We start from the raw sequence: 12,859 nt of genomic DNA on the forward strand, positions 1-12,859 counted from the left end.
TCAGATAATCTTGGGTGCTACTTAGTCAGTAACAGTGAATCCCATAGAACGAGCAGTACCTTCGATCATACGCATTGCAGACTCAAGGTTTGCAGCGTTCAAGTCAGGCATTTTTGTTTCAGCGATTTGTTGTACTTGCGCACGTGTAACTGAAGCAACTTTTGTTTTGTTTGGTGTACCTGAACCTTTTTCAACACCTGCAGCTTTTTTCAAAAGAACAGCAGCTGGTGGTGTTTTACAGATGAAATCGAAAGATTTATCTTCATACACTGAGATAACAACCGGGATGATCAAACCAGCTTGATCAGCTGTACGAGCGTTAAACTCTTTAGTGAATCCCATGATATTAATCCCTGCTTGACCAAGTGCTGGTCCGACCGGTGGAGCTGGAGTAGCTTTACCTGCAGGAATTTGAAGTTTTACGAGTTTTTCGACTTTTTTAGCCATGATATAAAATCCTCCTATTGTGGTTTTGGCGGTAATTAAAGATTTTTACCTCCCACAAATATGCCTTAGCATACCTAAACTATTATACAGACTTTCTGGAAAAATGCAAGTTTTTTGATACCTTATTTTGACTATTTTTCATCAAAAACAGCAGGAATAGTTACTTCCTGCTACCATAGTGTCTAGCCTTTGGCTATCGGCAAATAGAGGATAAAGGTTGTTCCTTTACCAACCTCACTCTCAACAGTCATCCGACAACTATAAGCATCGACGATTTGCTTCAATATAGACAAGCCAATGCCTAGTCCCGCCTTTGTAGAAACTCTATTCCTAGATTTGTCCGTGCGATAGAATCGTTCAAAGATGTGTTTCAAGTCCTCTTCTCCAATCCCCTCACCACTATCCTGAATCTTAAGAATAATAGCTTCCTGTCCCTGAGTCACACTCAAATGAATCTCTTTATGTTCTTGAGAGTATTTAACAGCATTATCCAAGATTATGGTCATCGCTTGCTCTAAATGATTGGCATAAAATTGAGCAATGAGCCCCTCTTGTTCATAATCTTCTTTAAAAGTGAAATCAGGTCTAAGCACTTTAAAATTTGAAATAACGGTTTGAGCCGATTTGACCACATTTGCAGTATCTTTTAGATGCTCTTCAAAAGAACCCTTCACCCGCACCATATCCAACATATCATTAATCATAACTGACATGCGATGGGCCTCATCGTAACTCGCCTTAAGGCTCTCATCGAGTATCTCTGGATCATTTTTACCCCAACGCTGCAAAAGCCCCAAGTGTCCCTGAATCACAGCTACTGGTGTTCGCAATTCATGACTGACGTCACTGATAAACTGAGACTGTAGGCGTCCATGCTCCTCGAGTTTATCAAGCATACTATCAAAGATCACAGACAATTCACCAATCTCGCCACCAGTGCTAATGTTCGTCCGTAAGGTCAAGTCCTCTGGGCGATCCGCAATTTCTGTCATCGCCCGATGAAGAGTAGATATCGGACTTAGGAAATGTCGTACAATACGAATAAGTGCACAAGCCACTAAAATGGTAAAAATCAGCTGCCCTCCAAGCACAATGAAAAACAGGCGATTCCTTACAGTGTAAAAATAAGTCAAATCATGAAAAACTTTGACATAGCCAAGGGTTTCTCCTGTTTGCTTTGAAAGAATGACCTGCTCATAAACAAGACCTTGCTCACCATCTTTTTGATAGGACCGCGATAGAAACTCCTTTGACAGACCTCCCCCTTCAGAGTGGGCATCTGTGGTAAATAAAACATTCCCCTCAAGGTCATAAATGTAGAGATCCTGATTGGAATACAACATGTTGGTTACATCACGCTCTGTCCGTAAAAGGTATAAGCCATCCGTACCTTCCAGAATATCGTCTGTCATAGCATTCTGATACAGGACTTCTGTCAAGGACTCTAGAGAATAGGCCTCTTCACCAACGCTCAAGCGTTCAGTAACATTTGTAATGGCCTGCTCGACCTTATTTTCTTCTGTTCTTAACAACTGATCTGTCGTCAGAGTATAAGACAGACAAAGAATCCCTAGAAAAGCTAGAAAAAATAGGAGAGAGAAGGTAAAAATCACTCTTTTTGCTAGCGATAATCTTTTAAATATAAACATATGATGCTATTTAATTTCTGATGACATAACCTCTGCCGCGAACCGTTTGAATATAAGATTCCTTACTTGGAAGATCAATCTTACCACGAATATAACGGATATAAACATCAACAACATTTGTCTCTGATGCCTCATCATATTTCCAAACATGGCTCAGAAGTTCTTCACGACTCATGATACGGTTAGTATTTTCCATCAATACCTCTAAAAGGTCATATTCTCGCTTAGTCAGCGGAATAATCTGATCCCCTCTAAGGGCAGCACGGTTTTGCGGATCCAAGCTCAAATCTCGGAAACTCGTGCCACCTTTACGAGCGACTTTACGCTTATCGTTTTCTAAATCCTGACGACGAAAGGCCGCACGAACACGTGCTAGTAGTTCTTCAATAGCAAAAGGTTTAATCAAGTAACCATCAGCTCCACGATCTAGCCCTGTCACGACATCCATGACCGAATCACGAGCAGTCATCATGATAATGTAAGGGTGCTTATCTTTTTGCTGTAGGCGACGAGTCACCTCAAAGCCATCCATTTCTGGAAGCATCAAGTCCAGTAAAATCAATTGATAATCATGTGTCAGCGCTAAATCTAACCCTGTTCGACCATCATGAGCTACCGTCACATCATATCCTTCATGTTGCAGTTCCAATGACACAAAACGCGCCAAATTTTTTTCATCTTCTATAATTAAAATACGTTTTACCATAATATCCTCACTATATCCATTAGATATACAAAATTGCATTAAGGGATCATGAACCTTCTCTCTGAATGCTTCTGCGACTAAATTATAGCACGATGAGAAAATCTACGCAACAAACTTTACTCAATCAAACGAAACAAACTAGTCCTTAAAAAGACCATCAAGTCCCGAAAACGGATTATTTTCTAATTTTTTCTCTTCCAACTGTGCTTGATACTGTTCTTCTGTCATGACTGACCAAGATTGCCCTGAAGGCATGTGATTGTCTTGTTCTTCTTCTTTAGTCAGCACGCGTAATGGTATGTTTAACAAGATATTGTCAATGACACTTTCTTCGAGAGAAATGACTTCACCTTCAATAATCAAAACAAGATCATCTTCAACCAAATTAGACTTACTATCAACCTCTGAATGTTCAATAAAAACTTCTTCTACGGTGAGGCTTTCAGACTTGGTTACCGGGGTCATCGAACGACTTGAAGGCAGGGTAATATCGTAATTTAGCTGGTAGTTGAGCAAATATAGGCCAGATTCATAACTAATATGTCCCTTTGTTGTCACATTTGCAACATCCAAGATGCCAGATTCACGTTCTAGAAGTGCCGTTTTTATTTCCAATGGGCAATCAAAAGCAACGCCCTCTAATTTTTTTTTAATGTCATTGATGTTAAACATGTTAACAACCTTTCCTTTCAATGAGTTGACAGTTAAAAATCGTCTTTCAGAGACGATTCTTACATTTGTTTTAATCGATTAATCCGATCCGCAATCGGTGGATGGGTCCTAAAAAGAGAACTGAGCTGATCTTTTTTAGGATTAGCAATATAAAGGGCAGCACTGGCACTATCGACTTCTCGTCTCATCGCAGATGAGTTGTCCAGCTTTTCCAGTGCCTTGATCATCCCTTGAGGATTTCTAGTTAATTCAACAGCACCAGCATCTGCTAAAAACTCCCTTTGACGTGAAATAGCCAATTGGATAATTGTAGCTGCAAGTGGAGCTAGAACAAGTGCCACTAGTGAGAAAATCAAAACAAGAATCCCAGCTCCGCTATTATCATCCGAGTCTCTACGAGACCGCCTTGCCCCTCCATAAAACATAAACCGAGTCCCTATAGAAGACAGTAAGGTAATGGCAGAAGTTAAAGCAACCGCAATCGTAGCCAGTCGGATATCATAATTTCTGATGTGACTAACTTCGTGCCCCATAACCCCTTCTAACTCCTCACGATTCATGATTTGTAGGAGACCTGTCGTGGCAGCTACTGCAGCATTTTCTGGGCTAGACCCTGTCGCAAATGCATTTAAAGAAGGGTCGTCAATGATAAAGACTCGTGGCATTGGGATCTGGGCTACCATCGCCATATCTTCCACAATATGATAATATTCAGGAGCTTCAGCTTCTGTGACTTCATGCGCATTATTCATAGACATAACGACATTCGTGGACTGAAAAATCATGCTGAAGGCATAGATGATTCCTAGTATCAAAGATATGACAATACCTAGCTCAAAACTCCCTACCAAAAGATAGCCCGCTGCTGCACCGATAGTCGCCAAAAGAAGAAAAAAGACAAATACAAGATAGACTGTTCGTCTTTTATTTCTGGCAATTTGGTCAAAAAGCATACGTTACCTCATCTTTAAAAGTTAAAATCAACTTTTGGAACTGCCTTTTCCTCTTCTGGAACCTGCAAGAAATCACTAGGTTTAAAACCAAAGAAACCTGCAATGATGTTAGTTGGAACGGTTTGCAGCTTCATATTATAATTAGCTGTCGTGCTATTGTAAAGTTGACGCGAATAAGAAATTTTATTTTCTGTATTTGTCAATTCATCTTGGAGTTTTACAAAGCTAGCATTTGCTTTCAAGTCAGGGTAATTTTCAGCAACTGCGAAAATCCCAGCCACCTGTCTACCTAAAGCATCCGAAGCTTGCATGGCTTCTGCTGGTGATTGCGCCTTGGCAACTTGTGCGCGTAGCTCTGCTATTTTTTCCAGAGTATCACCTTCGTACTTAGCATAGCCTTTGACCGTTTCAATCAAGTTAGGAATCAAATCATTTCGGCGTTTGAGCTGTACATCAATCTGGCTCCATGATTCCTGAGTTTGCATACGACTTTTGATAAGCCCATTATAGCTAACAACTGTCCAAATCACTACAAGGGCAAGAAGAGCAAGAATAATCCAAATCATAAGTTTCCTCCAATCTTATTGGCTCTATTATATCAAGATTTCCTTTTTTTGTGGTAAAATAAAGCTATGACACCAGAAGAATTTTATAAAAAACTCCAAGAACACGGTTTTAACCTGACCGATTTTCAACAGAAACAGTTTGAACGCTATTTTGAACTCTTGGTTGAGTGGAATGAGAAAATCAACCTAACAGCCATTACCGATAAAAATGATGTCTACCTCAAGCATTTCTTTGATTCTATTGCACCTGTGCTACAAGGCAAAATCGACAATCATGCCATTAAATTGTTAGACATTGGTGCTGGGGCAGGTTTTCCTAGCTTACCGATGAAAATCCTATGCCCAAACCTTGAGGTGACCATTATTGACTCTCTCAATAAGCGGATTCAGTTTTTAAACTTATTAGCTGAGGAATTACAGCTGACCGGAGTTCATTTTTATCATGGCAGAGCCGAAGATTTTGGTCAAGATAAGACTTTTCGCGCTAGCTTTGATATCGTGACCGCACGTGCTGTGGCCCGTATGCAAGTCTTATCAGAACTGACCATTCCTTTCCTAACGGTCGGTGGCAAATTAATTGCCTTAAAAGCTGCTGCTGCTGAAGATGAATTGGCTGACGCAAAGACTGCCCTTGCTCTGCTATTTTCAAAAGTTCTAGAAAGCTATAATTATACCTTACCAAACGGGGACGGTCGAAACATCACCATCGTCGAAAAGAAAAAAGAAACCCCAAACAAATACCCTCGCAAAGCGGGAATCCCAAATAAAAAACCATTATAAAAAGCTGCTTCCTAACAAGCAGCTTTTTAGGTATTATAACAACCAAAACTAGACTCGTGTCACCTCCAAGTGGTTAAAGGGTCGTGAGAAGTTTTCTTAGGTTCTGAATAGAATCTAAGGTGAGCTTTCACAGAGACTCAAGAGCCCAGAAGGAGCCAACGAAGCCCTAAGAGCAACACCAAGTGAAGGGGATAAAAGATATAGAATCCCCATTTGACCCAGTTTGGAGAATACCCTCGGTATCCATTATAGGTTGATAGTATCGGCAAAACAAGCAGGATCCCTAGATTTGAAAAAACCGTTGCAAAAATCACAGGAATGGATAAATAGGCTCCGTATACTGAGAGATTTAACAAAAGCATAAGGAGAGAAATCAGTGGAATAAGCCAAAACTTTTGCTTATTCTCACGACATTTATAAAAGGTAAAAATAATAGGAATCCCAAAAAATTGCCAATCTGACCAGATCGTAAGCCCTATAAAAAGAAAAAGTAGTAGAAATTGCAAACTCACCTTGGGGAAACGTTCAAGAAGCATCATCATCACAACACCCATCATCAAGGTAAACATGATGTTATTTCCTGGCCAAAGCGGAAAAGGAGGATGAAATAAAAAATGAAATGGGACAAAGGAAATCAGGCTAAAAATACCTAAGCGACCTGCGTAACGCCAGCGATTTTTAGTGTAGAAAAAGCCCTCTACAACCAAATAAGCCATAATTGGAAAGGTTAAAAGGCCAATCGCAAGATACAAAAAGACCCAAATCGGCGAAGTCCAATAAGCCTCAAACGTATGACCAATATGGTTGATTAGCATAGCTATAATCGCAATCAATTTAAGATGAAAAGCATTTAATTTTTTCACGTCTCTCCTCACTTTCTTCATTACAGTCTAACGTCTTAAGAAGAAAAAAGCAAGTTTTCTTGCCAGATTCTTTGCCTATCCCTTGATTTTTGCTATGATTAGATTATTAGTAGAAAGGAGACATCCGTGAAACCATTATTATCCAAAGAATTCAGTGTCACACAAAAGCTTTGCCTTAGTTTTATATTAGTGATTTTAATTGGTAGTATTCTGCTATCACTTCCTATTTTTCACAAGGACACATCGCCTCAAACGACCTATCTCGACCATCTTTTCACGGTTGTCTCAATGGTCTGTGTGACGGGGCTATCGGTATTTCCCATCACTGATGTCTATAATGTTTTTGGACAAGTTATTGCCCTTCTCCTTATTCAAATCGGTGGCTTAGGGCTGGTCACCTTAATTGCCCTCAGCTATTTTACCGTAAAAAAGAAACTCTCACTCAATGACCAATCGATACTACAAAGTTCCCTTAGCCAAAACTCTAGCAGCCAACTCAAATCCTACCTAATTTCTGTTTACTACTTTACGTTTGGAATGGAATTCCTAGCTGCACTGCTGTTAATGATTGATTTTATCCCACGTTTCGGGTTGAAAAGCGGCATCTTTAACGCCATCTTTTTAGCGGTTTCAGCTTTTTGCAATGCAGGTTTTGACAACTTAGGAAGTAGTAGTCTGATAACCTTTCAGACCAATACTCTCGTTAATCTAGTCATCGCAGGTCTTATTATTGCGGGAGGATTGGGATTCGCCAACTGGTTTGATATCATAGCAGTTGTCAAAGATCAGTTTAGAGAGAAGCCCTACACCCCTTTTAGGAGATTCAGACGACTCAAGATTCAAACCAGATTGGTCCTTCAAACTACAGGCATTATACTGACCCTTGGAACACTTGTGACTTGGCTTTTAGAACTACAGAACCCTAATACCTTAGGAAAACTCCCACCCTTTCACCAACTCTTGACTGCCTTCTTTCAGACCGTGACCATGAGGACTGCTGGCTTTGCTACTATAGACTACAACCAAGCGCTCCCTGCAACCAATTTTAGCTTCATCGTTCAGATGATTATTGGAGGGGCTCCTGGAGGGACAGCAGGAGGCATAAAACTTGCCTGTGCTTCTCTGATTTATCTTCTCTTTAGAGCGGAATTTCGTGGCGAGCGACAGGTGACCTTTTCTGGACGCAGTATTCCTGAAGCCATCATGCGACAGGTGCTGACCATTCTCGTTTTCTTCTTCAGTGTTTTTGTGATAGGTTATTTCCTTCTTCTTATAGCAGAGCCAACCTTATCACCTTTTGCCTTGCTATTTGAAACAGCTAGCGCATTGGCAACTTCTGGTGTTTCCATGAACCTAACCAGTCAAATTGGAACATTTGGAAGAATTGTGCTCATCTGTTTGATGTTTATTGGCCGTGTTGGCCCGATTACGGTAATACTCAGCCTCTCTCAAAAACAAAAGACCGCAGTGACCTATCCGAAGACGGATATCAGTCTTGGTTAAATCACTCTCCCTTAAGGAAAGGATCCTTTTATGAAACAAAAAATTATCGGCGTCTTAGGTTTAGGGCGTTTCGGCTACAGCCTAGCACTGGAGCTAAGTACCTTTGGACAGGAAGTCATCGCCCTTGATAATAAAGCTAACCATGTCGAAGCCGTGGCTGATTTTGTAAGCAAATCGGCTATTGGCGACATTACAGATTTAGATTTTCTAAAAGCTATCGGTATTGAGCAATGTGATCTGGTAGTCATCGCTACTGGCAATAATTTAGAAAGCTCTGTTTTAGCTTTAATGCATTGCAAGAAGCTCGGTGTCAACCACATCATAGCGAAAGCCAATAATACGATTTTTGAGGAAGTTCTTTATGAGATTGGTGCTGATCGGGTTATTTCACCAGAACGGGAAAGCGGAAAAAACCTCGCCTCTACTCTAATGCGGCACAATATCACCGATATTTACCATCTCGAAGAAGACATTGCTGTTATAGAATTTCACGTCCCACAAGAGTGGTTAGGGAAAAGCGTCCTCGAACTCAACGTTCGCAAACAATTTGACATCAATTTAATCGGCCTGCGTTCTGACAAAGGCACACCACTATCGACAAGCTTTGATATCAATGCTCCTCTAAAGGAGGGAAACATTATTGTCGCTGTCGCGAATAAGCGTACTTTTGAAAAATATGATTACCTAGGTTATCTTAAATAAGCGTTATTAACAACTAAAAGAGGTTGGGCAAACTAAAAAATTCCCCTTCCGATTAAAAATTTTAACAAGCAAAAACAGCTTAGAAGCAACGTTTCTGATAACGCAATTCTAAGCTGTTTTCTATTTCTAAGACTTTTCGCCTAGCCTTTTTAGTTCTCAAATTTTTCCTGATAAAATTCAATTTTATCGCCATCTTGAACTTTTATTTGATTGGCAGCTTTAGGAGCCATCTCACCATTGACATCAAACATCCAATATAGTTTTTCTGCCGGATTCTGCTCTTGACCATCGATAGCTGTGATAAATCCGTCCGTCTCTTCAACAGCATAATTTGCTTTAAGGACATCCATCACTGTATCTCCTTCATCAAAAGCCACTTGTTCATCAATTGTGTTGGTATCAATCGTGACAATCAAATGCACCTTGCCCTGACTTTGGGTGCTCGTTTGCTGATTTGCTCCGCTATTGCCACAAGCCACCAGCATCAAAGAAAGTAACAAAAGAGTAAACCACTTAAACCATTTTCTCATCTAAAAATCTCCTAAAAATCATCAAAATAATGGGGTAAAAACATAACGTTGAGATAGCATGCGCTAGATTAAAACTAGCACCAGCAGCCACATAGGTCCACCAAGGCATGCCAAAAACTGCTGCCATAAAACTATCGATAACCACCCCGTAAAAAAAAGCTAGACCTGCAGCCACAATCGACTGAAGCACAATACTTTTTGCTAACAGAGGAAAAAAGTAACGCCATAACACCATAATAATCGCAAAACTCAGGATCTGAAAAGGAACCCAAATACCAAACCCCAGTAAAAAAGAACTGACTAACATGGTTATGGCCATGGCACTTATCCCTTGAGTCAGGCCAAAGGTCACTGCTGAAACAAGAAAAATCGCCGTAATTGGCTGGACATTTCCCCAAGCAGAGAACTGTAAACGAAGAACCACACAAAGGGCTGATAAAAGAGCTATCCTGCTCATCGTGCGTAAGTTTTGATGGCGCTTAAACATGATTTTAGTCTAGCTAAAATTTCAAAACCTGTCAAGACAAAAAGGAGCCTTAACTCCTTTTTAGCTATTTTGATCCCCAAACTTCATCAATTATGTCTTTAACTAAAGCCAGTTTTTTCCACTGATCTTCTTCGGTCAAGATATTCCCCTCCTCTGTTGAAGCGAAACCACACTGTGTAGAGAGCCAAAGTCGATCTAGCGGTAAGAAATGCTCTGCTTCCCGGATACGTGCAACGACGGTTTCCTTATCTTCTAGGCTACCATTTTTAGAAGTAATCAAGCCAAGAACTGCTACCTTATCCCCAGAAACCTTAGCTAAAGGTTCAAAACCACCAGAACGTTCATTGTCATATTCAAGGAAGTAACTGTCTACCACTTCTCTATTGAAAAGCTCATCTGCTACCGCATCATAAGGACCTGATGTTGCCCATGTCGAATGGAAATTGCCTCGACAAACGTGAGTATTAAGAGTCAAACCTTCAGGGACATTTTCATAAACATCATTATTCAATGTCAAAAAGAGATTTGCCAGGTTGTCACGAACTTCCTGAGCTGTCTGCCCCGTAGCAGCACCCCATCCTGTTAAGAAATTCCCATCAACCAACACTCCCCAGGTGCAGTCATCCACTTGAAGTGTCTTTAGCCCTGCAGCTACCAAATCATTGATAACCGTTAAATAGGCCTCTTTAATATCCTTACGCACATCCTCAAAGTTTGGATAAATATCATTAAGATTTGCCACATGTTCTGCATCACGGATGAGCTCAAAATAGAACTGTGCTGGCGCAGGGATAGTATACTTAGCCTCTACAACTCCGCTTTTTTCATCAACATAATTTTTCAAAAATTGATAAGCGGCAACAAACGGATGATTGTCTCCTGTGATTTTCCCAGATAGTAAGGCTGAATCGGCTTTGGTCGTCTCATCGTGGAAACGATAACCTTCTGCGGCATGCACATGCTCGACACCATTGAAACCCCAAAAGAAATCTAGATGCCAATAGGCACGACGAAATTCTCCATCTGTTACCTTTTCAAGCCCAGCCTCAATTTGCTTATCAACCAAGTCTCGGATAGCCTTGTCCTCAATCTCAACAAGATCTCCTAGGCCTATCTGACCAGTTTCAAAGGCAGTGCGCGCTTCTTGGAGTTCTTTAGGACGAAGAAAAGAGCCTACGTGTTCAAATACCTTATTTACCATCATTGATTACCTCCATAAACCGTTTAGATAAGCTTATTCTAACAGACAAACTTATAGTTGTAAAATATATATATTCTATTGTTTTTTATAGCCAAAAACTATATATTTTCCTTATCCCAACCATGTTATAATGGGGAAAAATAAGAAATGGTGGCCAACATGAAAAAACTTAGAATTCTAGTCTCTGGTCGAGTTCAGGGAGTCGGCTTTCGGTATTCCACTTGTGCCTTAGCACTTGAAATTGGTGATATTTATGGTCGTGTGTGGAATAACGACGACGGTACTGTTGAAATCTTGGCACAGTCTCACGACTCCAATAAGATGGTACGTTTTATCCAAGAACTCCGCAATAATCCCTCTCCTTTTGCAAGAGTGACTTACCTTGATGTCACAATGACCCACTTTTCAGATTTTAGTGATTTTCGTATCTCTTATTAAAAATCAGCAGAATGATTGAGAATTTTTTCAAAAAACGGTAAAATAGAAAGGCATTATTAAAATTAAAGGAATCTAACTGTGACTAAACAATTCAAACGTTTGGCCCTTTCTGGGCTATCAATTTCACTCCTACTACTTCTGAGTGGCTGTGTCCAACGAGATAAGACAACAGGGGAACCTACTGGCTTTATTTGGGATTTATTAGGTCAACCAATGGCTAATTTAATCAGCTTTTTTGCTGAAAATCTAGGACTTGGTTTTGGTATTGGTATTATCCTTGTTACTATCATCGTTAGGCTCGTCATCCTCCCACTTGGCTTGTCTCAAAGTAGCAAAGCTGCTTATCAAGCTGAAAAACGTGCGTACTTAGCTCCAATATTGGAACCTCTTCAAAATCGCATGAAGGACCCTAACCTGACACAAGAAGAGAAAATGGCTGCTCAAGCCGACCTCTTTGCTGCTCAAAAAGAAAATGGTGTTAGTATGTTCGGGGGCATCGGATGCCTACCATTGCTCATCCAAATGCCTTTCTTCTCTGCTATGTACTTTGCTTCGATACATACGCCAGGTATCGCTGACAGCACCTTCTTGTGGATGAATCTTGGGAAACCCGATTTCATCCTTATTGCTATTATCGTGGCGCTCTATTTCGTTCAGTCTTGGTTATCCATTCAGGCTGTACCTGAAGACCAACGCCAACAGATGAAAGCAACGATGTATACAATGCCAATCATGATGGCCGTCTTTACCATTAGCCTTCCATCAAGTGTCGGACTTTATTGGTTGGTCGGCGGCTTCTTCTCCATCTTCCAACAATTGATTACCACTTATATGATCAAGCCTCGCTTACGCGAAAAAGTAGCGGAAGAGTTCAAACTGAATCCACCAAAAAAATTCAAAGCTACATCAGCTCGTAAGGATGTCACTCCGAGTCAACCACAGGCAACTTTAGCAAAAACAAACCGTAACGCTGGCAAACAGAAAAAACGCAAATAAAAAATAATATCAGACATAATCTCAATGTTGAAGAACCTCTTGAGACATATCCTTTAAAAGGCTCATTGTCAACTGTAGTGGGTGACTTATAACTAAGCACGAGAGAGAATCAAATTGGTTCTCTCTCTTTGCATGTTCAAAGCGATGAGAATTTTAGTTTTAAAGTTTTTGAAGTTTCGAAATCCAAAAGCTTGGCGTTTGATGTCCTTGATAAGCTTGTTGGTCGCTTCCAACTTGGCATTGGAATAAGGCAACTCAAGTGCGTTGATGATGTAAGCTTTGTATTTGAGAAAGGTCTTGAAGACGGTCAAAAATGGCTGCTTGACGAGCTTCAAATGGTCTTCAATGAGTTCAAAGCATTCAGTT

Annotated in this window: 16 protein-coding genes; 5 read left to right on the top strand and 11 right to left on the bottom strand. The window is 40.4% G+C overall.

Features of this window, described 5'->3' with window-relative positions:
• Nucleotides 1-21: 21 nt before the first annotated feature.
• From rplK to G575_RS0105620, 6 genes are all read right to left on the bottom strand, one after another.
• Nucleotides 22-447, bottom strand: a complete 426-nt coding sequence (gene rplK / locus G575_RS0105595) for a 50S ribosomal protein L11 (protein ID WP_027971857.1) — start codon at nt 445-447, stop codon at nt 22-24.
• Nucleotides 448-629: 182 nt separating this feature from the next.
• A complete protein-coding gene (locus G575_RS0105600; protein ID WP_027971858.1) occupies nt 630-2,096 on the bottom strand; it encodes a HAMP domain-containing sensor histidine kinase in 1,467 nt (488 codons plus the stop codon).
• A 10-nt stretch (nt 2,097-2,106) separates the two neighbouring features.
• The gene (locus tag G575_RS0105605) at nt 2,107-2,802 is read right to left on the bottom strand and encodes a response regulator transcription factor (protein ID WP_027971859.1); all 696 of its coding nucleotides are present in this window, start codon (nt 2,800-2,802) and stop codon (nt 2,107-2,109) included.
• A gap of 138 nt (nt 2,803-2,940) precedes the next feature.
• A complete protein-coding gene (locus G575_RS0105610) occupies nt 2,941-3,474 on the bottom strand; it encodes a DUF177 domain-containing protein (protein WP_027971860.1) in 534 nt (177 codons plus the stop codon).
• A 59-nt stretch (nt 3,475-3,533) separates the two neighbouring features.
• Nucleotides 3,534-4,427 carry a zinc metalloprotease HtpX gene (gene htpX, locus G575_RS0105615; RefSeq protein ID WP_027971861.1) on the bottom strand — a complete coding sequence of 298 codons (894 nt, stop codon included), beginning with the start codon at nt 4,425-4,427 and terminating at the stop codon, nt 3,534-3,536.
• 14 nt (nt 4,428-4,441) lie between these two features.
• Nucleotides 4,442-4,993, bottom strand: coding sequence for a LemA family protein (locus G575_RS0105620; RefSeq protein ID WP_027971862.1), 552 nt, complete (start codon nt 4,991-4,993; stop codon nt 4,442-4,444).
• A 66-nt stretch (nt 4,994-5,059) separates the two neighbouring features.
• Between G575_RS0105620 and rsmG the strand changes: the two genes are divergently transcribed.
• On the top strand, nt 5,060-5,773 hold the full coding sequence (gene rsmG, locus G575_RS0105625; RefSeq protein WP_027971863.1) for a 16S rRNA (guanine(527)-N(7))-methyltransferase RsmG: 714 nt from the start codon (nt 5,060-5,062) through the stop codon (nt 5,771-5,773).
• A gap of 137 nt (nt 5,774-5,910) precedes the next feature.
• On the opposite strand, the gene G575_RS0105630 is transcribed toward rsmG, so the two are convergent.
• Nucleotides 5,911-6,636 (bottom strand): TraX family protein, encoded by a 726-nt coding sequence (locus G575_RS0105630; RefSeq protein ID WP_051176942.1) that lies wholly within the window; start codon nt 6,634-6,636, stop codon nt 5,911-5,913.
• A gap of 126 nt (nt 6,637-6,762) precedes the next feature.
• Here G575_RS0105630 and G575_RS0105635 point away from each other — a divergent pair, with 126 nt between their 5' ends.
• Together G575_RS0105635 and G575_RS0105640 are read left to right on the top strand one after the other, a co-directional pair.
• On the top strand, nt 6,763-8,139 hold the full coding sequence (locus G575_RS0105635) for a TrkH family potassium uptake protein (protein ID WP_027971865.1): 1,377 nt from the start codon (nt 6,763-6,765) through the stop codon (nt 8,137-8,139).
• Between the two features lie 30 nt (nt 8,140-8,169).
• A complete protein-coding gene (locus G575_RS0105640; RefSeq protein ID WP_027971866.1) occupies nt 8,170-8,841 on the top strand; it encodes a potassium channel family protein in 672 nt (223 codons plus the stop codon).
• A gap of 149 nt (nt 8,842-8,990) precedes the next feature.
• Here the strand turns inward: G575_RS0105640 and G575_RS0105645 are convergent, their stop codons facing one another.
• The 3 genes from G575_RS0105645 to G575_RS0105655 form a co-directional block, all read right to left on the bottom strand.
• Nucleotides 8,991-9,371, bottom strand: a complete 381-nt coding sequence (locus tag G575_RS0105645) for a DUF4430 domain-containing protein (protein WP_027971867.1) — start codon at nt 9,369-9,371, stop codon at nt 8,991-8,993.
• On the bottom strand, nt 9,355-9,858 hold the full coding sequence (locus G575_RS0105650) for an ECF transporter S component (protein ID WP_027971868.1): 504 nt from the start codon (nt 9,856-9,858) through the stop codon (nt 9,355-9,357). The genes G575_RS0105645 and G575_RS0105650 overlap by 17 nt, the downstream gene beginning before the upstream one ends.
• Nucleotides 9,859-9,922: 64 nt before the next feature.
• A complete protein-coding gene (locus G575_RS0105655) occupies nt 9,923-11,059 on the bottom strand; it encodes a 5-methyltetrahydropteroyltriglutamate--homocysteine S-methyltransferase (RefSeq protein WP_027971869.1) in 1,137 nt (378 codons plus the stop codon).
• A gap of 159 nt (nt 11,060-11,218) precedes the next feature.
• On the opposite strand from G575_RS0105655, the gene G575_RS0105660 reads away from it, so the two are divergent.
• Entirely contained in the window at nt 11,219-11,497 is a 279-nt protein-coding gene (locus G575_RS0105660) for an acylphosphatase (protein WP_027971870.1), read from the top strand.
• Between the two features lie 78 nt (nt 11,498-11,575).
• Nucleotides 11,576-12,493, top strand: coding sequence for a membrane protein insertase YidC (yidC, locus tag G575_RS0105665; RefSeq protein WP_027971871.1), 918 nt, complete (start codon nt 11,576-11,578; stop codon nt 12,491-12,493).
• A gap of 92 nt (nt 12,494-12,585) precedes the next feature.
• On the opposite strand, the gene G575_RS0105670 is transcribed toward yidC, so the two are convergent.
• The coding region (locus G575_RS0105670; RefSeq protein ID WP_027971872.1) for a transposase at nt 12,586-12,859 on the bottom strand (274 nt) is incomplete at its 5' end.

The sequence above is a fragment of the Streptococcus plurextorum DSM 22810 genome, assembly GCF_000423745.1.
GTDB classification, from domain to species: Bacteria; Bacillota; Bacilli; order Lactobacillales; family Streptococcaceae; genus Streptococcus; species Streptococcus plurextorum.

Coding starts and splice junctions, on each gene's coding strand:
- rplK (WP_027971857.1), bottom strand. CDS start 447: ATGGCTAAAAAAGTCGAAAAACTCGTAAAACTTCAAATTCCTGCAGGT.
- G575_RS0105600 (WP_027971858.1), bottom strand. CDS start 2,096: ATGTTTATATTTAAAAGATTATCGCTAGCAAAAAGAGTGATTTTTACC.
- G575_RS0105605 (WP_027971859.1), bottom strand. CDS start 2,802: ATGGTAAAACGTATTTTAATTATAGAAGATGAAAAAAATTTGGCGCGT.
- G575_RS0105610 (WP_027971860.1), bottom strand. CDS start 3,474: ATGTTTAACATCAATGACATTAAAAAAAAATTAGAGGGCGTTGCTTTT.
- htpX (WP_027971861.1), bottom strand. CDS start 4,427: ATGCTTTTTGACCAAATTGCCAGAAATAAAAGACGAACAGTCTATCTT.
- G575_RS0105620 (WP_027971862.1), bottom strand. CDS start 4,993: ATGATTTGGATTATTCTTGCTCTTCTTGCCCTTGTAGTGATTTGGACA.
- rsmG (WP_027971863.1), top strand. CDS start 5,060: ATGACACCAGAAGAATTTTATAAAAAACTCCAAGAACACGGTTTTAAC.
- G575_RS0105640 (WP_027971866.1), top strand. CDS start 8,170: ATGAAACAAAAAATTATCGGCGTCTTAGGTTTAGGGCGTTTCGGCTAC.
- G575_RS0105645 (WP_027971867.1), bottom strand. CDS start 9,371: ATGAGAAAATGGTTTAAGTGGTTTACTCTTTTGTTACTTTCTTTGATG.
- G575_RS0105650 (WP_027971868.1), bottom strand. CDS start 9,858: ATGTTTAAGCGCCATCAAAACTTACGCACGATGAGCAGGATAGCTCTT.
- G575_RS0105655 (WP_027971869.1), bottom strand. CDS start 11,059: ATGGTAAATAAGGTATTTGAACACGTAGGCTCTTTTCTTCGTCCTAAA.
- G575_RS0105660 (WP_027971870.1), top strand. CDS start 11,219: ATGAAAAAACTTAGAATTCTAGTCTCTGGTCGAGTTCAGGGAGTCGGC.